Source organism: Cytobacillus sp. C11.1 (assembly GCF_058145115.1).
The window spans coordinates 3,640,621-3,660,357 of the sequence record NZ_CM176935.1; the positions used below are offsets into that span (position 1 = coordinate 3,640,621).

At 40.8% G+C, this 19,737-nt stretch carries 20 protein-coding genes and 1 pseudogene; 16 read left to right on the top strand and 5 right to left on the bottom strand.

The features are described from left to right. Positions 1-299: 299 nt before the first annotated feature. A pseudogene (locus AC3ZVC_RS18085) lies at positions 300-955 on the bottom strand (MtnX-like HAD-IB family phosphatase). A gap of 175 nt (positions 956-1,130) precedes the next feature. On the opposite strand from AC3ZVC_RS18085, the gene AC3ZVC_RS18090 reads away from it, so the two are divergent. From AC3ZVC_RS18090 to AC3ZVC_RS18115, 6 genes are all read left to right on the top strand, one after another. Then, entirely contained in the window at positions 1,131-1,568 is a 438-nt protein-coding gene (locus tag AC3ZVC_RS18090; RefSeq protein ID WP_490064584.1) for a peptidylprolyl isomerase, read from the top strand. Positions 1,569-1,679: 111 nt separating this feature from the next. Next, positions 1,680-1,871 carry a YbxH family protein gene (locus AC3ZVC_RS18095; protein WP_490064585.1) on the top strand — a complete coding sequence of 64 codons (192 nt, stop codon included), beginning with the start codon at positions 1,680-1,682 and terminating at the stop codon, positions 1,869-1,871. 146 nt (positions 1,872-2,017) lie between these two features. Beyond that, the gene (locus AC3ZVC_RS18100; protein ID WP_490064586.1) at positions 2,018-2,530 is read left to right on the top strand and encodes a mismatch-specific DNA-glycosylase; all 513 of its coding nucleotides are present in this window, start codon (positions 2,018-2,020) and stop codon (positions 2,528-2,530) included. A gap of 640 nt (positions 2,531-3,170) precedes the next feature. Beyond that, positions 3,171-4,136, top strand: coding sequence for a S8 family peptidase (locus AC3ZVC_RS18105; RefSeq protein ID WP_490064587.1), 966 nt, complete (start codon positions 3,171-3,173; stop codon positions 4,134-4,136). Then, a complete protein-coding gene (locus AC3ZVC_RS18110; RefSeq protein ID WP_490064588.1) occupies positions 4,133-4,945 on the top strand; it encodes an endonuclease I family protein in 813 nt (270 codons plus the stop codon). The genes AC3ZVC_RS18105 and AC3ZVC_RS18110 overlap by 4 nt, the downstream gene beginning before the upstream one ends. A gap of 73 nt (positions 4,946-5,018) precedes the next feature. Further along, positions 5,019-5,339 carry an MGMT family protein gene (locus AC3ZVC_RS18115; protein WP_490064589.1) on the top strand — a complete coding sequence of 107 codons (321 nt, stop codon included), beginning with the start codon at positions 5,019-5,021 and terminating at the stop codon, positions 5,337-5,339. Between the two features lie 59 nt (positions 5,340-5,398). Here the strand turns inward: AC3ZVC_RS18115 and AC3ZVC_RS18120 are convergent, their stop codons facing one another. Further along, positions 5,399-5,656 (bottom strand): YpbS family protein, encoded by a 258-nt coding sequence (locus AC3ZVC_RS18120; RefSeq protein WP_490064590.1) that lies wholly within the window; start codon positions 5,654-5,656, stop codon positions 5,399-5,401. 261 nt (positions 5,657-5,917) lie between these two features. Between AC3ZVC_RS18120 and dacB the strand changes: the two genes are divergently transcribed. After that, on the top strand, positions 5,918-7,402 hold the full coding sequence (gene dacB, locus AC3ZVC_RS18125; RefSeq protein WP_490064591.1) for a D-alanyl-D-alanine carboxypeptidase/D-alanyl-D-alanine endopeptidase: 1,485 nt from the start codon (positions 5,918-5,920) through the stop codon (positions 7,400-7,402). A gap of 54 nt (positions 7,403-7,456) precedes the next feature. Here the strand turns inward: dacB and AC3ZVC_RS18130 are convergent, their stop codons facing one another. Next, a complete protein-coding gene (locus tag AC3ZVC_RS18130; RefSeq protein WP_490064592.1) occupies positions 7,457-7,990 on the bottom strand; it encodes a YceI family protein in 534 nt (177 codons plus the stop codon). A 211-nt stretch (positions 7,991-8,201) separates the two neighbouring features. Between AC3ZVC_RS18130 and AC3ZVC_RS18135 the strand changes: the two genes are divergently transcribed. Together AC3ZVC_RS18135 and AC3ZVC_RS18140 are read left to right on the top strand one after the other, a co-directional pair. After that, complete coding sequence (locus AC3ZVC_RS18135) at positions 8,202-10,778, top strand: DEAD/DEAH box helicase (RefSeq protein ID WP_490064593.1); 2,577 nt, start codon at positions 8,202-8,204, stop codon at positions 10,776-10,778. A gap of 15 nt (positions 10,779-10,793) precedes the next feature. Then, positions 10,794-11,660: a deoxyribonuclease IV gene (locus tag AC3ZVC_RS18140; protein WP_490064594.1), complete on the top strand. Its 867-nt coding sequence runs from the start codon at positions 10,794-10,796 to the stop codon at positions 11,658-11,660. A 35-nt stretch (positions 11,661-11,695) separates the two neighbouring features. Here AC3ZVC_RS18140 and AC3ZVC_RS18145 read toward each other — a convergent pair whose 3' ends face one another. After that, on the bottom strand, positions 11,696-12,829 hold the full coding sequence (locus AC3ZVC_RS18145) for a zinc-dependent alcohol dehydrogenase (protein ID WP_490064595.1): 1,134 nt from the start codon (positions 12,827-12,829) through the stop codon (positions 11,696-11,698). Positions 12,830-13,252: 423 nt separating this feature from the next. Here AC3ZVC_RS18145 and AC3ZVC_RS18150 point away from each other — a divergent pair, with 423 nt between their 5' ends. The 3 genes from AC3ZVC_RS18150 to AC3ZVC_RS18160 all read left to right on the top strand — a co-directional run bounded on the left by AC3ZVC_RS18150 (position 13,253) and on the right by AC3ZVC_RS18160 (position 15,018). Continuing rightward, positions 13,253-13,456, top strand: a complete 204-nt coding sequence (locus AC3ZVC_RS18150; RefSeq protein WP_490064596.1) for a hypothetical protein — start codon at positions 13,253-13,255, stop codon at positions 13,454-13,456. 21 nt (positions 13,457-13,477) lie between these two features. Beyond that, positions 13,478-14,470 (top strand): LLM class flavin-dependent oxidoreductase, encoded by a 993-nt coding sequence (locus AC3ZVC_RS18155; RefSeq protein ID WP_490064597.1) that lies wholly within the window; start codon positions 13,478-13,480, stop codon positions 14,468-14,470. Positions 14,471-14,556: 86 nt separating this feature from the next. Further along, positions 14,557-15,018, top strand: a complete 462-nt coding sequence (locus AC3ZVC_RS18160) for an SRPBCC family protein (protein ID WP_490064598.1) — start codon at positions 14,557-14,559, stop codon at positions 15,016-15,018. A gap of 56 nt (positions 15,019-15,074) precedes the next feature. Here the strand turns inward: AC3ZVC_RS18160 and AC3ZVC_RS18165 are convergent, their stop codons facing one another. Then, on the bottom strand, positions 15,075-15,599 hold the full coding sequence (locus AC3ZVC_RS18165) for a ribonuclease H-like YkuK family protein (RefSeq protein ID WP_490064599.1): 525 nt from the start codon (positions 15,597-15,599) through the stop codon (positions 15,075-15,077). A gap of 208 nt (positions 15,600-15,807) precedes the next feature. Here AC3ZVC_RS18165 and AC3ZVC_RS18170 point away from each other — a divergent pair, with 208 nt between their 5' ends. The 4 genes from AC3ZVC_RS18170 to hypF all read left to right on the top strand — a co-directional run bounded on the left by AC3ZVC_RS18170 (position 15,808) and on the right by hypF (position 19,730). Beyond that, complete coding sequence (locus AC3ZVC_RS18170) at positions 15,808-16,245, top strand: YndM family protein (protein WP_490064600.1); 438 nt, start codon at positions 15,808-15,810, stop codon at positions 16,243-16,245. A gap of 195 nt (positions 16,246-16,440) precedes the next feature. Continuing rightward, the gene (locus AC3ZVC_RS18175) at positions 16,441-16,815 is read left to right on the top strand and encodes a hydrogenase maturation nickel metallochaperone HypA/HybF (RefSeq protein WP_490064602.1); all 375 of its coding nucleotides are present in this window, start codon (positions 16,441-16,443) and stop codon (positions 16,813-16,815) included. Next, positions 16,796-17,461, top strand: coding sequence for a hydrogenase nickel incorporation protein HypB (gene hypB / locus AC3ZVC_RS18180; RefSeq protein ID WP_490064603.1), 666 nt, complete (start codon positions 16,796-16,798; stop codon positions 17,459-17,461). Before AC3ZVC_RS18175 ends, hypB begins: the two co-directional genes overlap by 20 nt. After that, positions 17,439-19,730, top strand: a complete 2,292-nt coding sequence (gene hypF / locus AC3ZVC_RS18185) for a carbamoyltransferase HypF (RefSeq protein ID WP_490064604.1) — start codon at positions 17,439-17,441, stop codon at positions 19,728-19,730. The genes hypB and hypF overlap by 23 nt, the downstream gene beginning before the upstream one ends. Positions 19,731-19,737 lie beyond the last annotated feature (7 nt).

A 19,737-nucleotide genomic window follows, 5' to 3' on the forward strand; every position in this document is an offset into this window, starting at 1 on the left:
ACATAGTAAGCAGAATACTTTTAGCAGGGAGATGAATAATTGTCAAAATAGTTAAAATTTTGATAATATTTTAGTAGGAAGGTGATGGTAAAGTGCGTGCAAGAAGCCGAAAACAGCAAACATTTAATGTGGAAGAATTTAAATTTGGATTAACAACTGTCTTTCTGCATCTATCATTTTATGCACTAATCCTTTTTATACTTATACTTTTTATTGAGCTATTTAGTTAATTCCGAAATAGATTGATACATATTAAAGCCGCCTCCAGAGCAGGCTGGAAGCAGGCTCTGGAGCGGACCCTAATCTTTAGAAAGCAAACCCTTATCCATCAAATATCTTTCAACTTCTTTAAATTCCTCAACAGGTATAAATGGTACTTTCTTTTTGCGAAGAGATCCTGCAGCCCATTTTTTGCAAAGGTGTAGTCGGCATACTCTGCAGGGTGGGAATCTGGTTCACTGTCGCCAATAAAGTACACAGTTTCATACTTATTCTTAAGTTCCTGAATAACCTTTGACTTATCAATTCCATACCTATCAGAATAATGCCTGTGATTTTTATCTATATTCATATGGACATTCTTCTCATGATAATAGCCCTCATTGGAAAATACCTTAACATCTTTAATTCCATATTTATTTAAAATATGATGAATATAATAATCTGTCCCGGCACTCAAAATATAAAAATCACCTCCGTTTTCCTGGATAGATTTTATAAATTCTGGCACATCTTCATCAATAGGAATTGAAAGAATATCCTCAATAATTTGATCTTCCTCCTGGTCTATCGAGGTAAATACTCTATTTAAAAATTCGATATCCTTTATTTCACCAGCTTTCCACTGCGGCATAAGCTTACGGCCCTCTGGAAAATATTTATCCATCATAATTAAATAAAAGTCCCTCTTCGAAATGGTTCCATCAAAATCAGATACAAAAGCCCACTTTTTCATCCTATTAACCTCCCGTAATTGCATTTCTTTCTAAGATGAATTCGTTTATTAGTGCTCTATTAGCAATACCCTTTCTTTTTTATGTTCAATCAAAGAAAAATACGCCTTTTAATTTTATTCCTGAAGAGATTAATGGTATTATTAATTTGATTTTCACATAAGGAGATGAATTAGCATGGCAGAAAAAGGATACATAGTATTGAAAAATGGTGAAAAGGTAGAATTCGAATTGTACCCGGAAGCAGCTCCAGGCACCGTTGAAAACTTTAAAAAGCTTGCAAACGAAGGTTTCTATAATGGTCTAACTTTCCACCGTGTAATTCCTGGATTTGTTAGCCAAGGGGGATGCCCAAATGGAACAGGTACAGGCGGTCCTGGCTACACAATCAACTGCGAAACAGAAGGCAACCCTCATAAACATGAGGAAGGTTCCCTTTCAATGGCACATGCTGGCCGCAATACTGGAGGAAGCCAGTTCTTTATCGTTCATGAACCACAGCCGCATCTAAATGGCGTTCACACTGTTTTCGGAAAAGTTACTTCTGGCATGGAAGCAGTAAAAGCGATGAGAAATGGCGATGTTATGGAGAAAGTAGAAATCTTAGAAGGATAATTTGTTTAACACAAAAAAGAGCCGCAACGGCTCTTTTTTGCTTTTTCGCAAATAGCCTATTGTGTTATTTCTAATACTAAAGATAACGTTATACACAAGGAGATGACGAAAATGGGCGCCATTGAAAGAAGCGGCTATCGTTTTGAGCCGGAATTCAGTGTAATCAACCAAAATGGGGCTATCCATGTATATCAGAATGGAAAGTTCATAGAAGAAATTTCATTTAAATTTACTGGCAAGTTTCCAGAAAATGACCAAATTGAAGAAATCGTTGATACTTATTGCAATAATCACGGACTTTAAGGTTCCTCTTTTACTGGCGTCCTGGCATTGTCAATGACAGGACGCAGTACCTCTTCATTCATCTCAGAAATACTTTTTATTTTTTGTTCCCATTTAAGTAAGATACAATAGTCAATACCAGCATCTATGGAAGGAATGAAAATTTTATGGAGCCTATTAAAGACCATTTAAAGGAAAACCTTGATTTGCTGTTTGTCGGCTTTAACCCAAGCATTCGCTCAGGTGAGACAGGGCACCATTTTGCAAACCCCAATAACCGCTTTTGGAAAATCCTCCATGAATCTGGATTAACACCAAGGAAATTTGATCCCACTGAAGATTACAAGTTGCTGAAATTAGGCTACGGCATGACTAATATCGTACCAAGACTTACAAAAGCAGCCGATGAAATAACGAAAGAAGAATATAAAAAAGGGAGAGAAGAGCTGATTAAAAAAATTAGTGCATACAAGCCCAAGGTTGTTTGTTTTGTAGGAAAAGGTGTATACCAGGAATACAGCCGAAAAAAAAAGCTTCCCTGGGGAACCCAGGACGAATCAGTCGTGCCAGGCACCATCGATTTTGTCGCTCCATCATCCTCAGGACTAGTCAGAATGAAGGTTGATGAAATTGTTCAAATTTATGCTGAGATTCCTAAGCTAATAAGGTCCATAAAGTGAGATTTGGTTTTATTAGTCTAAAATAATTTTAATCTGATTAAAACCATGTGTCAGTTGTGAATATAGAATCGTGGCCGTACTCCAGATTAACGTCCATATTCTGAACCAAACTGCATTTTGGGCTTTATCTCCCTTCAATTAGCGACCATGTTGCGAGCCAAACAAGCATTTTTGGGCTTTATTCCTTTCGATTAACGACCATGTTGCGAGCCAAGCTGGCATTTCGGGCTTTATTCCTTTCGATTAACGACCATTTTCGGAGCCAAGCTGGCATTTTGGGCTTTATTCCTTTCGATTAACGACCATTTTCGGAACCAAGCACGTATTTTGGGCTCTATTCAATTCGTTGAGCGACCATATTTCAGGAAGAGCAGGCGTTTCGGGCTTTATTCCACTGAAACTACTTTTTTTCACGATCCTTAAGTTGTCCTTTTTATAACCAACGCCATAAAGGAAATAAGGGAAAGTAATTTTATTCAAAACTCCATAACCTAGTGCAAATAGCACAAATTCTTCCTTTTTTCTCACCCAAGTCTAGTAAATTCCCTACGAACGATACTGTCAAAAAAGATTCAGAATTGTTAAAATGGTTATAACAGCTAGAACCAGCTTCAATTTAATCTCTTAAGGAGGGAAAGAAATGGAGCAATATGTTCGCGTTATTCCTTATAAGGTGATCCAGCAGGAAGAGGAAGTTAAAGAAGTGCCAAAAGGTGTTGAATTAATTCAGGCGCCAAAGATTTGGAACGAAACCAAAGGAAAAGGCATTAAAGTTGCTGTCCTGGATACAGGCTGTGATGTCAATCATCCTGATTTAAAGGATCGTATTGTTGGCGGCCGCAATTTTACAGACGATGATAGCAGCAACCCTGATATTTATACAGACTATAACGGACACGGCACTCATGTTGCCGGTACAATTGCAGCGCAGGAAAATGATGCAGGTGTAATCGGAGTAGCCCCGGAGGCAGAACTCCTGATTGTAAAGGTTTTAAACAAAAATGGATCCGGACAATATGAGTGGATTATCAATGGCATTCATTATGCAATCGAGCAAAATGCGGATGTTATCTCGATGTCCCTTGGCGGACCGGCTGATGTACCTGAGCTGTATGATGCCATAAAATCTGCAGTCAAGAAGAATATCCTTGTTGTTTGTGCAGCAGGCAATGAAGGCGATGGGGATGATTCAACTGATGAGTTTGCTTATCCTGGCTGCTACAATGAGGTTATTAGCGTTGGAGCGATTAGCCTTGAAAGAGACTCATCTGAATTTACAAATTCCCATAACGAAATTGATTGCGTTGCACCAGGTGAAGGCATCCTATCAACCTATTTAAATGGAAAATATGCTACACTTAGCGGCACCTCCATGGCAGCTCCTCATGTCTCCGGTGCACTGGCACTGATTAAAGATTATGCAAACAGGCATTTCGAAAGAAAACTTTCTGAACCTGAGCTGTATGCACAATTAATCAGGCGGACTGTTCCGCTGGGCAATTCACCAAAGCTTGAAGGGAACGGGCTCGTCTATCTAACAGTTCCTGAGCATTTGGCCGGCATTTTTGACCAAAACTTTAAAACCATGGTTATGAATGCAATATGATTAAAGTGAACAGCATTTCCGAGGCATGGATGACAGCTCAAACGAAATATATTGATAGTGTTCAAAATGAAACTTATTATGATTCAGAGCTGGATTTAAAAAAGCAAGAGGCATACTACAGCAAGGTGGATTTTGAAAAAGAAAATATTGCAGTACAACTCCATTCGCTGCTTGAAAGTACGCACACCCATCAATTGGATTATTCACCGCATCAATATGTATATCCTTGGGTTGATTTGCAGGAGAACCTTAAGCTTAAGAGCCTATACTCTGGCACTGGACTCGACCCACTCAAAACAATTGATCAGGATTTAAGGCTCTTGCAAATGATTCAGGAAGAAGGCTTTACCTCCAGCGGGAGGGTCATTTTTAATACTGAGCATGTTGTGCCCCAATCCTGGTTTGGAGGGAAAGAGCCGATGAGAGGGGATCTTCATCATCTTTTTGCTTGTGAACCGGCATGCAATAGTATGAGAAGCAATTTTCCATACTATGATTTTGAGTCATATGTTCCTGAATTCCAAGCTGTGAAAATTAGAAACGGATGCGGGATGGCAGAAAATGAAAAGTTTGAACCTGAATATGGAAAAGGGGTCGCAGCAAGAGCAGTATTCTATTTTGCAGTAAGATATACAAAAGTGATCAAGATGGAAACCAAAATAGATCTGCACCTTTTGCTGAAATGGCATGAAGAAAATCCTGTGACTTTATATGAAAAGCACAGAAACACTGCAATCCATGATCTGCAGGGCAACCGCAATCCCTTTATTGATTATCCTGAACGTGCTAAGGAAATGCTCGGCTTATAAGTGAAACCGCCTGAATTCAGGCGGTTTTTTGTTTATAATATTGCTATAAACAACTAGTTAGAGGAGCCTTAATATGCAGCCGTTTACCATAAAAGCTATTAAGATTATTCAAAACATCCCTTCCGGAAAAGTTATGACCTATGGACAAATTGCAAAACTTGCCGGCAGTCCGCGGGGTGCAAGGCAGGTAGTCCGAATCCTTCACTCCCTAAGTGAAAAGCATCAGCTACCCTGGCATCGGGTTGTAAACGGGAAAGGGGAAATAGGCTTTAAAGATGACCTTTCTTTTAACCTTCAAAGAGAACTGCTTGAAAAAGAAGAAATTTATGTATCTACAAAAGGAATACTGGATTTGCAGGAGTATTTATATGACCCTTTATACCACCATTCGTAATCGCTCAATAAAAACCCTGTATTCCAAAGAAATACAGGGTTTCCACTAATTAGAAATACCTATTTTGTTCTTGATGCAAATTCCTTAATCATTTCAATTGTTACCAACTTCCTGGCAGGTACAATGCCCTGTTTAGATAATTCATTAATCCTCGCGGTTACTTCATTTATCTTATCCGCAGAAAAAGGCAATCCTTTTCTGCAGTTATCCAAAGCTTGTTCAATATAATTTTCACGTTCCTGATCAAGAGCTGCGAAGCTTGTTATGATTTTATTTTGTTTGCCAACATGTTCTGATATTGCTTTATGTACACTCATTCTTCCACCCCTTAAAAAATTCACTTATTGCTATCATACCATTTTTTATAAAAATTTTTTAAGATTAATTATTTTAAATAACAATAATAAATTCAGTTAAAAAAATTTGGGTATGAAGAGCCAGTCCTCATAACTTTCAAGGAGGAGAATAAAATAGTGAAGTAGATAAAAAATGAATCTTTTTCCTCATACTGGAAATAAAGGGAACTCACCTTTCAAAAAAGAAAAGGTTAGGAACTAGAAATGAAAGGTGGCTTATATATGAAAAAAACACTGAAAATAAGTATTAGCATGTTATTGATTCTTGTACTCGCATTTGTTCCTTTTTCCCAAACAGAGTCTCCTCAGGTAAAGGCTACTGAAGAAGGAAGCGATTTAGTTCAGCAACTAAACCACATCCTTAACAATGACCCCATTTTACAGGGAGCACTGGCCGGGGTCAGTATCCGTAATGCAGAAACAGGAGAATTGATTTATGACCATATAGGAGATATACGCTTACGGCCAGCTTCCAATATGAAGCTTCTGACTGCTGCTGCAGCTTTGGATACTTTGGGTGAAGATTATAAGTTCAAAACAGAACTTCTTCATACAGGTTCGCTGAACGGGCAGACTCTGCAAGGTGATCTGATCTTAAAAGGAAAAGGAGATCCCACTCTTTTAAAAGAGGACTTTGATGCATTTGCGGCAAAGGTGAAGGAGGCTGGCATCAAAGTGATTCACGGCAACCTGATCGGTGATGACACGTGGTACGATGATGAGCGCTATTCAACAGACCTTTCCTGGAGCGATGAATCCTGGTATTACGGTGCACAGGTTTCAGCATTGACTGCCTCTCCAAACGAAGATTATGATGCAGGAACTGTGATTGTAGAGGTGTATCCTGGAGAAAAAGCAGGACAAGAGCCAGTTGTTAAGATGGTGCCGGAAACAGATTACATAAAAATTGTAAACAAAGCAAAAACGGTTGAAAAAGGCGAGAATAAAGATATCAGCATTGAACGTGACCACGGCACTAACACTGTAACCATTGAAGGAGAAATCCCGGTTGACGGCAGCCGTTCCAGGGAATGGATTGCTGTTTGGGAGCCTGCTGGTTATGCACTTGATCTCTTTAAACGATCCCTTGCCGAACAAGACATCAAGCTGCAGGGGAAGATTATTGCTTCTGCTTCGCCTGAAGGTGCCAAGGTTCTTGCAGAGCATCAATCCATGCCGCTTTCAGAATTGCTTATTCCCTTTATGAAATTAAGCAACAATGGACATGCCGAAACACTCATCAAGGAAATGGGGAAAGTCGAAAAAGAGGAAGGCAGCTGGGAGAAGGGGCTTGAGGTTTTAGAAGATCAAGTCAAAGATTTTGGCATGAATGAAAAAACTCTAGTACTTCGTGATGGATCAGGAATTTCACATGTAAACTTAATTCCGGCAAATGAGATTTCAAAGCTGCTTTTTGAAATACAAGGTAAAGAATGGTTCCCATTCTATTTAAATTCCCTGCCGATTGCCGGAAACACAAACCGCATGGAGGGGGGAACTCTTCGGAATCGAATGAAAAACTCTAATGCTGTTGGAAATGTCAAAGCAAAAACCGGTTCAATCTCGACAGTCAGTTCATTATCAGGGTATGTCACAACAACTACCGGAGAAGAGCTAATCTTCTCAATTGTACTAAATAACCTAACGGATGGTTCTCGAGGAAAATTAATTGAAGACCAAATTGCCAAATTATTAGCTGACCAATAAAGACTACACTAAAAAGGGCAGGACTCCATTTTGGATTCCTGCCCTTTTCCTTAATTATTCAGCTTTGGCAGCCTGAATTTGCAGATCAATTTTCACTTTATCGCCAACAAGGACACCGCCAGTTTCAAGGGCAGAGTTCCAGGTTAAGCCGTAGTCGCTGCGCTTAATTACGCCCGCGGCACTGAATCCCACTTTTTCATTTCCCCACGGATCTTTTCCAGAACCCTCATAAGTAACCGTAAACGTTTCAGGTCTTGTTACTCCATGAATCGTTAGATCCCCTGATACATCATACTCATCGTCACCTTTGCTTGAGATGCCTGTTGATTTGAACGTCATTTTCGCGTGTTTTTCAACATCAAAGAAGTCAGCTGAACGCAGATGGTTATCACGGTCTTCATTCCGTGTGTCAATACTTGAAAGATCTACATTAAATTGAATGTCCGCTGTTGTTAAGTCCGCAGGATCTGCTTCGATTTCTGCATCAAAGCTATTAAAGCTTCCTTTCACGTTTGCGATCATCATATGTTTGATTGAAAAGTCAACACTGCTGTGTGCTGGATCAACAGCCCATTTTGTTTTTGCCATTATTTTCTCCTCCATTTGTTTTGAATCCAATTGTTTCGAATTCAAGATATTTTAATTCTAGATAAATTATATGACCGTTTCAGTTTTCTGTCAATGATATTTTTTCAAAAGATGGTAAAATGAAGACTACTTAATTTTTCCTTAAGATACATAACCTAATACATAATGATTACAGCACAAACTAATTGTGGAGTTTAAAGGGGAACGAAACATGAATCAACTTGAACAAATTTATAATAATGCTGCAGAGCACACTAAAATAAAAATACTTGAAGATGTCGACCGCTATCTTGGGAGTAAAGAGGCCATGCCAACTTATAAGGAATACCTGTCTGAAAGGTTCCATTATATCGACCAAATTTGGGTGAATGTCTGGCTGAATAAAATTACGACTAAAATTTCAAAGCACGAAAAAAAGAAGTACTTAAGCGACAAAGGATATGAAACAGAGAATGTGGACAGGAAATTGATCAATCATATATTTAGAACTGAGATGAGGGATTATCAGCCGTTTAATACCTCAGAATGGCTTAATGATAAGTTCGAAAGCAAAGATGAGGAATGGGAAGACCGCTATAAGAAAGCTCGAGCCCACTATCTTCAAAAAGCTGAAGAAGAAAGGCTGCAGCGAAAAAAGTATTTAATCCGCGAAACGATTGAAGGGAAAATTGATGAAATCATTGAACAAGAGTATAGCCTTCTTTATTTATATATAAGACATATGACAGCAAAGCAATTAGCATCGGATTTTAAAAACAAAGTAAGATACTGCAAGGTCGATACCTTTGCACTGGAAGAAAAGCTCGAGGAAGCAGAAGGCTTTAATTCCGACGAGTATAATGCTATGGCTGACTTCCTTGCCGAACTGACTGGAAATATCCATAAAACCTTGCACTGGGGCCAGGGCTATTTTGAATACGAAACCTACTACTATGTGTATAAAAACAATATTTCCGGATATCTTTCCGATACCCTGCAAACCCTTGTCCTGCAAAACCTTCCCCATGAATTATTTGAGGAGTATGAAGAAACTTACGGCAAGCCTTTGACAGGGAAGGCCATTAAAAAGCTGATTACCCATACTCTTCACGATATCAATGAGAGCTTTTTTGAAAGTATTCAGGAAGAATATGTTGAAGACCTGCTAAAGCTCGCTGACATCCCGTTTGCCCCAGATGTCCATAAAGAGTTATTTGAGAAGGACCTTAAAGACAGAGAGCGTAAAAAAGCTGAGGAACTGGCAGAACTGCAGCGGCAAAAGGAAGAAGAAGCCCGAATGCTGGAGTATGTTTTCGGACAGGAATACAGTCCTTCGGTGGAACGGGCAAAGCGCTATGTTCTTCATATTGGGGAAACCAATACAGGCAAGACCCATCACGCTCTTGAAGGAATGAAGCTGGCAGGCAGCGGTATGTACCTGGCCCCGCTTAGACTGCTTGCCCTGGAAGTATATGATAAGCTGAACCGTGATGAAGTGCCCTGCTCCTTGAAAACAGGGGAAGAAGAAAAATTAGTATCCGGTTCACAGCATCTCTCCTGCACGGTTGAAATGTTTCATGAAAAAGATTTTTTTGATGTGATCGTTATAGATGAAGCCCAGATGATTACAGATAAAGATCGCGGCTTTTCTTGGTATAAAGCGATCACAAAAGCAAATGCCAATGAAGTGCATATTATCGGCAGCCGAAGTGCAAAGAGCATGATGCTCCAGCTGCTTGGCGATGCAGACATCAAACTGAATGAATATAGCCGCGATATTCCGCTGGAAGTGGAAGAGAAAGAGTTTAAGTTCAAAAATGTGAGAAAAGGAGACGCGCTTATCTGTTTTTCCAGGAAAAGAGTGCTGGAAACAGCCTCTAGACTTCAGCAGGAAGGCCACTCGGTCAGTATGATTTACGGCTCCATGCCGCCTGAAACAAGAAAGAAACAAGTATTGCGCTTTATTAATGGCGAAACTTCCGTGATCGTGTCAACTGATGCCATTGGGATGGGTCTTAACCTGCCAATCCGCAGAATCGTCTTTCTCGAAAATGAGAAGTTTGACGGCACAAAGAGGCGGCTGCTTACATCACAGGAGGTTAAGCAAATTGCAGGGAGGGCTGGCCGCAAAGGCTTATACAATATTGGGAAGGTCTCGTTTACGAAAGATATTAAAAGAATGAAGGCATTGCTTGAAATGGAAGATGAACCTGTCCATACCTTTGCGATTGCCCCAACAAATACTGTATTTGAAAGGTTTCAAAGGTATTATCGTGATTTGGGCACTTTTTTTGAGCTATGGGATAAGTTTGAAAGCCCTAAAGGCACCAAAAAAGCGGCTCTAACAGAGGAAAGAGATCTATACGAGAGGGTTCGCGGAACTGAAATAGAAGCTAAGCTTGGCATTATGGATCTGTACGGCTTTCTCCATCTCCCGTTCTCAAAAAAAGAGAATGATCTTGTACGGCAATGGGAAGAGACCATGTATGCCATAATTGATGGTGTTGAGCTGCCCGAGCCGCGGATCAAGAACCGCAACCTCGAGGAGTTGGAACTCACATACAAAGCAATTGGCCTGCACCTTCTGTTTCTTTATCGGCTTGAACAGAGAACTGAAGCATTATATTGGGAAAGGTTACGGGAAGAAATAAGTGATCATGTCCATGAAAGGCTGAAAACAGACATTAAAGTGCTCTCAAGAAAATGCCGAAGATGCGGCAAAAAGCTTCCCTGGGAACATGAGTTTCAAATTTGTGATGAGTGCCATACTACCCACTCCAGGAAGAGATATAACTACTATAGAAGGTAAACAATCCAGGGATGATTGGATGGGATCAGAATGTTATTTGGCTGCCATTTAAGCATTAGGGAAGGCTACTTAGGGGCTGCAAAAGCTGCTGAAAAAATGAATGCTTCCGCCTATCAGTATTTCCCTAAAAACCCGAGGAGCTTAACTGTTAAGGATTTTGATCAAGAGGATGCTAGCCTTTGCAGGGATTTTTGCGAAGACCACGGGATTTTTTCTATTGCACATACACCATATCCGACAAGCCTGACACCGCTTCCGGAGAAACAGGATATTACGATTAAGTCCTTGCTGAATGACCTTGATATAGCTAACAGCTGCGGTTCAGCGGGAGTAGTCGTACATTTCGGCAGTCCTATAAGCAGCAGGGACCCGCTTGCTGGCTATCACTTAATGATTGAAATGCTAAATAAAGTGCTTAGGCAATGGGAGGGGCCGTGTCTTATTCTACTTGAAAACACTGCCGGCCATCCAGGGACAATGGGGACGACCATAGAGGAACTTGTTCAGGTCCGCAGCTTATGTGATTACCCTGACAAAATTGGCTTCTGCCTGGATACCTGCCATGCCTTTGCAAGCGACCTTTGGAATGGGGACAACCTGGAAGATTTCCTTCAAAAAGGAGAAGAACTCAACTATTTTGAGCATTTAAAAGCTATTCATTTTAATAACTCCAAATATCCATCGGGTTCAGGAAAGGACCGGCACGCCAATATATTCAACACAGGACATATAACCGAAAAACAGTTTGATGAGTTCGTAAAAGCAGAGCCATTTAAAAAGCTGCCTTTTATACTGGAAACACCGTCTGATGAAGGAATTAAACATGCAGATGAGGTAGCGCTTCTTATAAAAAAATGGGTAAATAGCACCGATGTAATTTGAAAAAGCCTGCTGGCAAAACAGCAGGCTTTTCATGATCAAGGCTTTAAAACCACTTTAATGCAATCATCTTCATGTCCATTAAAAATTTTATACCCATGACTTGCCTCATCCAGGTTAATTTTGTGCGTGATGATGTCCTTCGGATCAAATTCTTTGTTTACGATTTTCTCATATAGCTTAGGCATAAATGGTATGACAGGCGCCTGTCCCATTTTCAGCGTAATGTTTCTGGAGAAAAATGCACCCAGCGGGAACATATTATAATTTGCACCATAAACCCCGGTAATTTGGACTGTTCCTGTTTTTCTGACAGCTTTTGTCGCAATTTGAATCGGTCCCAATGTCCCGCCTTGAAGCTTTAACTTTTGCTCTAAAAACTCAAGAGGTGACTTTTTCCCATCCATGCCCACACAATCAATGACAACATCAGCTCCCCCATGAGTTATTTCCTTTAAATGCTCTCCCATATCCGGGTACTTAGTGAACTCATATACTTCCACTTTATTCGTTGCCTCGGCATGATTAATCCGGTAATCAAGATAATCAACTGCAATGACCCGCTCGGCACCTTCCATCCATGCAAATTTTTGAGCCATTAGACCAACTGGACCACAGCCCAGGACGATAACCGTATCACCCTTTTTAACACCAGCATTTACAACACTCCAATAGGCAGTAGGAAGGACGTCAGATAAAAATAACAGGGACTCATCCTCCAGTTCACACGATTCCGGAACGAGAAATGGTGTGTAATTGCCGAAAGGAACTTTTAAATATTCTGCCTGTCCTCCAGGATGATTTCCAAATTTTTCGGTGTATCCAAAATAACCTCCCGAATCATAATGCGGATTGGAATTATCGCATTGGCTGGTTTGATCCTGCTGGCAATAAATGCACTGTCCGCAAGATACATTAAATGGGATAACAACTCTGTCGCCCTTTTTCACTTTTGTCACCTCAGGGCCTGTTTCTTCGACAATGCCCATCGGTTCATGTCCGATAACATATCCTTCGGGAAGGGGCATATTCCCCTGATATAAGTGTAAATCCGAACCGCAGATCGCCGTGGACGTTATTTTAACGATAATATCATCTTTTTTTTCAAGCTTCGGGTCATCTACATTCGTAACAGCTACACGATTAGGACCCTGATAAGTGACAGCCTTCATTTTCCACACTCCATTTGTTTGTTTTCCCAAATTCGTTTCAATGAAATGAAAAAGGGATTCTGGTTTGCTATACTTGTAAAAGAATTTTTAATATCGCTGTTTTCGCAAAGTTTGTTGCTTTCGAACCATTTTTAATCACTGAGTTGATTGGAGCGGAAGGCGCGAGACTCCTACGGGAGTAGCGTTCCAAGGGAGACCCCGCAGACGCAGAGCGTCGAGGAGGCTCCCGGTAGCCCCGTGGAAAGCGAGCGCCTGCAGCGGAAATCAACGGGCAGAGTTCAAAGCAAAAACAACGATCTATACGAAAAGAACCTTTAATATAGAAAAGAAACCTACTGGCACAATAATCATCAATAATATAAGTTTCGCTCGTTTGCTAATAATTATTCGATTTGTATCATTTAACATAGGAGGGAAAAAAGATTGTTTATTGTCAAACTATATAACCAAAGCGCTGAGGTTCTCCATATAGGCCGTTTCGGAACTTTGCAGGAAGCAGAAGCGGGAGCATCCAGAGGATTAAAATACAGCAGTACAGCTATCGTCTATGATGGAGAAATACCTGTGATGCTGTTTGATCATGCTTCCTACCCGGAAGGATTCCCGCTGGGTACGGGAAATTATTAATTTTTGAAAGAGGGGGAAACCTTGAAATTAAGTATTTTGGATCAGGCACCTATTTCTTCAGGATATTCACCAAAGGATGCCTTAGAGGCATCCGCCGGGCTTGCACAAGCTGGAGAGAGGCTGGGGTATACAAGGTATTGGATTGCAGAGCATCATGATTTATCCGGTTTAGCCTGCTCCGCTCCCGAAATTATGTTAAGTTATATTGGTTCCAGAACAGATAAAATCCGTATCGGTGCGGGCGCCATTTTACTCCCGCACTATAAACCATACAAGATTGCGGAATTGTTCAATATGCTTGCTACTTTGTTTCCAAATCGAATTGACCTCGGGATCGGCAGGGCACCAGGCGGATCAGCTGAAGCCACGATGGCACTCTCCGACAATTTTTTGGAAGGTGTCCGGAAAATGCCCGAAACAGTGAAGGAGCTGCTTCAATTCTTAAACAAAGACTTTCCGGAAGATCATATGTTTTCAAGGATATCCGCTTCGCCTGTTCCAAAAATCAGCCCCGAGCCATGGATTTTGGGAACCAGCTGCAAAAGTGCTATTATGGCTGCCGAGAACGGTGCAGCCTATGCATTTGGCCAATTTATGAGCGAAAAAGATGGAGAAGATTTCATAAGGCAATACAGGGAAAATTTCAAAGTAAGAGGAAGCCTGCAGAAGCCCAAAGTGATTTTAACAGTATCCGCGATTTGTGCAGAAACGGCGGAGGAAGCAAAAGAGCTAGCTCTCAGCAGCATTCTGTGGAGGCTGAAAACAGATAAAGGCGAAGGCAATCAAGGAATCCCTTCGATTGAAGAAGCAAAAAGCTATTTTCTCAATGTAAATCAGGACCCTTTTAATAAAAAATCCAGCTTAATTATAGGCAATCCCACGGATGTTGCCCAGGAGCTTAGAGATATGCAGCACCGGTACCAGGCGGATGAGATCATGATTGTAACCATTGTTCACCGTTATGAAGACCGTCTGCGTTCATACGAACTTATTGCCGAAGAAGTACTGAGGTAATTTAAAAAATGATGAATCTCGCCCGCCTATTTTGAATACATATTCAGGGAAACCAACTATGAAAAACTTCAAAAGGGGCGGTAAATATGCCAAACTGTACACATCAGGCGGAAGTGAATGTACCAATTGGGGCGATATGGAATTTTGTCAGTGATATCGACAACTGGGCACCTCTAGTACCCGGATATATTGCACATGAGGTACTTAATAACAAAGAATCAACATGGAGCTTTAAAAGCGATTTGGGGATCCTGAAGAAAAAAATTGAATTAAAAGTGGACATCACCGGCTGGCAAGAGCCAACTAAGGTGACGTTTAATTTAACCGGGATTAATGAGAAGTTTACCGGGCATGGATATTTTCTTGCAGCCAATGGCCGAAATAATAAAAACCTGATGACTGGTGCTCTGGACATTAAGGCAGAAGGTATGATGGCTAAAGTGGCAAATTCCTTGCTTAATACATCCCTTCCTGAAATTACCACAGAGCTGACCGAAGCGGTTGCGACAAAGCTGGAAGAGGAATATAAGGAGCATGCAGGCGTTTAATCGCAGATTTAAACAAGCAGTGAAAAGAACTCATTTTCTGAGTTCTTTTTTAACCCTTATTTCGTATAGCGATTGGCGTAGCTTGAGGCAACGAATGCTTCCGGCTTTATTTTTGGCTCCAAACCGATAGACTCAATCCTCGACACCATTTCCTTCACAAATTCCCTCGTTTTATTTCTTTTGCCGGATCCGATGTCCATATGACCCTCCATCGAAAAGGAACCTCCTTTATAAATAAATGGCAGAACAATCTCAAACATCCTATCTTTTCGGTCGTCTGTAAATAGGGAGACCACTTCTTCAGTGAGAGAGGTTTCATATGAAATCCTTTCATGCAGATGCAGCATTTTTCTTGGAATAATGGTTTTTCTTATACAGGCCCAGGCTCCTTTCCTCTGGTTTTGAATCACAATTCCGGTAATAAACACTGTACGGTTGCAATGAACCTGAGAATCTGTTCCAATCATTAAACGGAAGTTTCCATCAGGATTTCTTTTCATAAATAGTAAAATACGGTTAAACACCTGATCGAACGTCAATTGCCGTTCCTGGAGATTTTGAAAATTATATTCAGCACTCACCTGTTATCACCACATTAAGTATTTTGTTTTGAAATAACACGATTTCAACAACCTTTAACTTAAAATAAAAAAATATATACTATCATTATATTGAGAGGTTTCGAACAAGTTGTTATTTTTTTAAGAAAATTGCTTTTCCAATGGAAAAACGATTCATGAATGGGAAAAGGAAGTGTGTTAAAAACTAAAGCATAAAGGAGGAAAACAGATGAATAATACGATGATTTTAATAATTAAATTTATATCCAGTGTGATTGCGTTTGCAATTGCCCTTGATGTATTTTTCGATGCCACTTTTGCTGATATCGTTTCATTCAGCATTTTGGTTACGATTATGTCCTACATGCTTGGTGACCGAATAATCCTTCCTAGGCTGGGGAACCGGAATGCCCTCATAGCTGACTTTTTTTTAGTTTATGCGGCTGTATGGGTTTTTGGAAGTGTCCTGCTGAACAGTTATTTACAAATTGCATGGGGGAGTATTATAGCTGCTGGAATCATCACTCTTTCAGAAGTGTTTGTCCATCGTTTTCTGTCAAACAGAATGGAAGTCAGCCAGGAGGAAAAGCGGAGCGAATCTGCGATGAATCCAAGACTTGCTTACGGGATGGAACTTGGGGAGGAAAAGGATCCATTAAAAGATTGAGTTTGACTATTTCTTTATATAAATTCGTTACTATACGTAAATACACGAAATTAGCGGAATAAAAAAACCAATGCAGACTTTTTATAGTCTGCATTGGTTTTTTTGATTTAATGCCATCTATTCAATGAGGTCTTTTCCTCTGAAATTAGAATATTCATTAATAGTAGAGAGGCCGAATGATAAAGGGTGTTGCACATGCACGAATTGTCTCTTATGGGCGAGCTGCTTCACATAGTGGAGGAAGATGCCCGCCAGAGAGGCTTCATTAAGATTAATAGTATTTCAGTCATTGTCGGGGATTTATCCAATGTGCTTCCGGATGCTCTGGAGCTTGCATTTTCTTTTTTTCAAACACAGTCAGACTGCATTATAGATGAAGGAACACAGTTATTGATGATCAGGGAGGAAGCAAAAGCAGCCTGCTTAGTTTGCGGGACTGATTTTGTGCCAGATTATCGAATTGCCCTTTGTTCACAATGCAATCAAACAAAAACGGTGCTGCTATCAGGCGAAACGTTTCGGATAGAGTCTTATGAAGGAAGTGATAAAAATGAAGATCAAGTTGGATGATGATGTTTTGAAGAATCAAAATAAAGCCGCTGATTTCAACAGAATCATATTTAAACGGAATCAAACACTTGTTATCAATTTGATGAGCTCACCTGGTGCCGGAAAAACTACGCTGCTTGAGCAAACTGTAAAAGCCCTTGCGCATGAATATCAAATTGCTGTTATTGAGGGGGATTTGGCAACAGAGAGGGATGCAGAACGTCTTCGTGCCTTAGGGATAAAAACGGTACAAATCAATACTGTAGGCGGATGCCATCTGGATGCAAGAATGATAGCAAAAACTTTACCAGATTTTAAGCTTGAAGAGATAGATATCCTCTTTATCGAAAATATCGGCAACCTGGTTTGCCCTTCAGGCTATGATTTAGGACAAGATTACAAAGCCGTCATCCTTAGTGTGCCAGAAGGGAATGATAAAATCCCAAAATACCCGGTAATGTTTCACCGGACCCATTTGACGATTATAAACAAAACAGATTTACTTCCATATGTTCATTTTGATTTAGAGGAAGCACGTAAGGATTTACATTGTATAAACCCCAATGCTGATTTTCTTGCGCTTTCCGCCCAAACTGGAGATGGTATGGAAGAATGGCTGAATTGGATAAAGGAAGTATACGCCAATGCTGTGCGCAGTCAAGATTAAAGTGACCGGAAAAGTGCAGGGGGTTGGGTTCCGCCCCTTTATTTACAGTCTTTCAAAAAAGTACAAGATAAAAGGAACAGTCCAAAATAATTTGGATGGTGTTCTTATTCATGCAGAGGGCTCTGACGATTTAGTTACTGCTTTTATCGACCACATACAAACCAGCCCTCCTTATCTGGCAAAGGTTAGTGAAGTCATCGTGACTGAAAACCAGCCCTCCAATTATTTGGAATTTACGATTATTCCAAGCAAACGAACAGGCTGTCATACACCTTTAATCCCTGCAGATGCCGCAATCTGCAAGGACTGCTTAATCGATATTAAAAACCCGGATAACAGACGATATCGTTATCCTTTTACAAATTGCACCCAATGCGGACCGCGCTATACGATCATTCGGGATCTTCCATATGACAGGTCCCAAACATCTATGATCGAATTCCAAATGTGCCCTTCCTGCCAAGAAGAATACGAAGACCCGCTAAATCGCCGCCATCATGCACAGCCGGTATGCTGTCCTAAATGCGGACCTGTACTAACACTTTATCATTCTAAAAAAAAGCCTGTAAAAACAACTCAAAATTCCATTCAGGAAGCTGCACGCGTTTTATCGGAAGGGAAAATTCTCGCCATAAAAGGGATAGGCGGTTATCACCTTGCCTGTGATGCACATAACCTAAGCGCGATCAAGGAGCTACGGAAACGGAAAAGAAGGCCGCAGCGCCCACTGGCGATCATGGTGAAAACACTCGAAACAGCTAAGAAGTATTGTCACGTATCAGAAGCAGAAGCTGAAATGCTAAACAGTCCTGAAATGCCTATCGTTGTATTGAGAAAAAATGAAGACTGCGGACTCCCTGAGATTTTGTCTCCAGGATTATCCACACTAGGAGTAATGCTTCCATATTCGCCTCTTCATTTTTTATTGTTTGAGACCAGCAGATTGGAGAGTATAGTCCTGACAAGCTCAAACTCTTCCGGGTTCCCGCTCCAATACAGAGATGATTCAGAGGATCTAGGTGACTTTGTTCTCACACATAACCGCCGCATCCTTCACCCTATTGATGATTCCGTTATTGAGGTGAATCAAGAAGGAGAGATCACCTTTCTTCGCCGTGCAAGAGGATTCATACCTGAAGTGTTTACAACGATGTACCCAGTCGATCACATTCTGGCATTGGGAGGCAATCAAAAAAATACGTTTGCAGCCGGGAAGGAAAATAGCATATTTATGGGTCCGCATATTGGAGACTTGGAAAATGAAGAAATGCTTCTGCATTATGAGTGCCAATTGGACCATTATATAAGCTGGTTAGGATACAAGCCAAAATACATTGCCCTGGATTCACATCCAGCCTACCTGGTAAATAAGGCGGCGAAAAGGTTAAAGGGGGCTTTAATTCCAGTGCAGCATCATCATGCACACCATGTATCTTGCATGGCAGACAATGGTCTAAAGGAGCCATGTTTCGGCCTGATACTGGATGGCACAGGCTATGGGGAAGACGGACATATTTGGGGATTTGAATTAATGTATGCCAGTGCCGATTCCTGCGAACGAATAGCACATCTCACATATAGTCCGCTGCCTGGAGGGGAAAAATCCATAAAAGAGCCATGGAGGAACGCAGCAGGGATGATCTTACACTTCTGGCCGGATCAGGGCAGGAATCTTGCTGAAAAACTTTTTCCTGAAAAGAAGCGGGAAATCGGCATAATAGAAAACATGCTTAAAAGGAAAATCAATACCCCCTTGGCCGGTACATGCGGAAGGCTCTTCGATGCTATCAGTGCCATTTTAGGTATATGCCAAACTTCAACTTATGAGGGAGAAGCCGCTATTAAGCTAGCAGATTACATGATTACGGAACAGACTAATAACTCCCCCGGCAATTACTCCTTTAAAGTCAGAAAAAACAACGGTAAACCGCATCAGCTTGATTTCTCGCCCATGTTGTATGAGATTATTCAGGACCACTTAATAGCGAGGCCGCTTCAAACAATTATTCATAAGTTTCATCAGACTCTAGTGTCTGCGTCGGTACACATGATTTTGATTTCTGCAGAAGAAAAACCGGAGCTGAACAGGCAGATTGTTCTTTCAGGAGGCTCGTTTCAAAATAAGTTCCTGGCACAAGAGCTTTCCAGACAGCTGACGCAGAATGGGTTTACTGTTTTTACACATAAAAAAGTTCCCTGCCATGACGGGGGATTATCTTTAGGGCAGTTAATTGTGGCTTCCCATAAAGTTCAAAACACTAATGAGTGAAGAAGGC

Bases quoted from the DNA above. Each gene is read 5' to 3' on its own strand.
- AC3ZVC_RS18145 (WP_490064595.1), bottom strand. From the start codon at position 12,829: ATGAAGGCTGTCACTTATCAGGGTCCTAATCGTGTAGCTGTTACGAAT.
- hypB (WP_490064603.1), top strand. From the start codon at position 16,796: ATGAAGATCAAGTTGGATGATGATGTTTTGAAGAATCAAAATAAAGCC.
- AC3ZVC_RS18160 (WP_490064598.1), top strand. From the start codon at position 14,557: ATGCCAAACTGTACACATCAGGCGGAAGTGAATGTACCAATTGGGGCG.
- AC3ZVC_RS18095 (WP_490064585.1), top strand. From the start codon at position 1,680: ATGGGCGCCATTGAAAGAAGCGGCTATCGTTTTGAGCCGGAATTCAGT.
- AC3ZVC_RS18110 (WP_490064588.1), top strand. From the start codon at position 4,133: ATGATTAAAGTGAACAGCATTTCCGAGGCATGGATGACAGCTCAAACG.
- AC3ZVC_RS18105 (WP_490064587.1), top strand. From the start codon at position 3,171: ATGGAGCAATATGTTCGCGTTATTCCTTATAAGGTGATCCAGCAGGAA.
- AC3ZVC_RS18135 (WP_490064593.1), top strand. From the start codon at position 8,202: ATGAATCAACTTGAACAAATTTATAATAATGCTGCAGAGCACACTAAA.
- AC3ZVC_RS18090 (WP_490064584.1), top strand. From the start codon at position 1,131: ATGGCAGAAAAAGGATACATAGTATTGAAAAATGGTGAAAAGGTAGAA.
- AC3ZVC_RS18175 (WP_490064602.1), top strand. From the start codon at position 16,441: ATGCACGAATTGTCTCTTATGGGCGAGCTGCTTCACATAGTGGAGGAA.
- dacB (WP_490064591.1), top strand. From the start codon at position 5,918: ATGAAAAAAACACTGAAAATAAGTATTAGCATGTTATTGATTCTTGTA.
- AC3ZVC_RS18120 (WP_490064590.1), bottom strand. From the start codon at position 5,656: ATGAGTGTACATAAAGCAATATCAGAACATGTTGGCAAACAAAATAAA.
- AC3ZVC_RS18100 (WP_490064586.1), top strand. From the start codon at position 2,018: ATGGAGCCTATTAAAGACCATTTAAAGGAAAACCTTGATTTGCTGTTT.
- AC3ZVC_RS18130 (WP_490064592.1), bottom strand. From the start codon at position 7,990: ATGGCAAAAACAAAATGGGCTGTTGATCCAGCACACAGCAGTGTTGAC.
- hypF (WP_490064604.1), top strand. From the start codon at position 17,439: ATGCTGTGCGCAGTCAAGATTAAAGTGACCGGAAAAGTGCAGGGGGTT.
- AC3ZVC_RS18170 (WP_490064600.1), top strand. From the start codon at position 15,808: ATGAATAATACGATGATTTTAATAATTAAATTTATATCCAGTGTGATT.
- AC3ZVC_RS18115 (WP_490064589.1), top strand. From the start codon at position 5,019: ATGCAGCCGTTTACCATAAAAGCTATTAAGATTATTCAAAACATCCCT.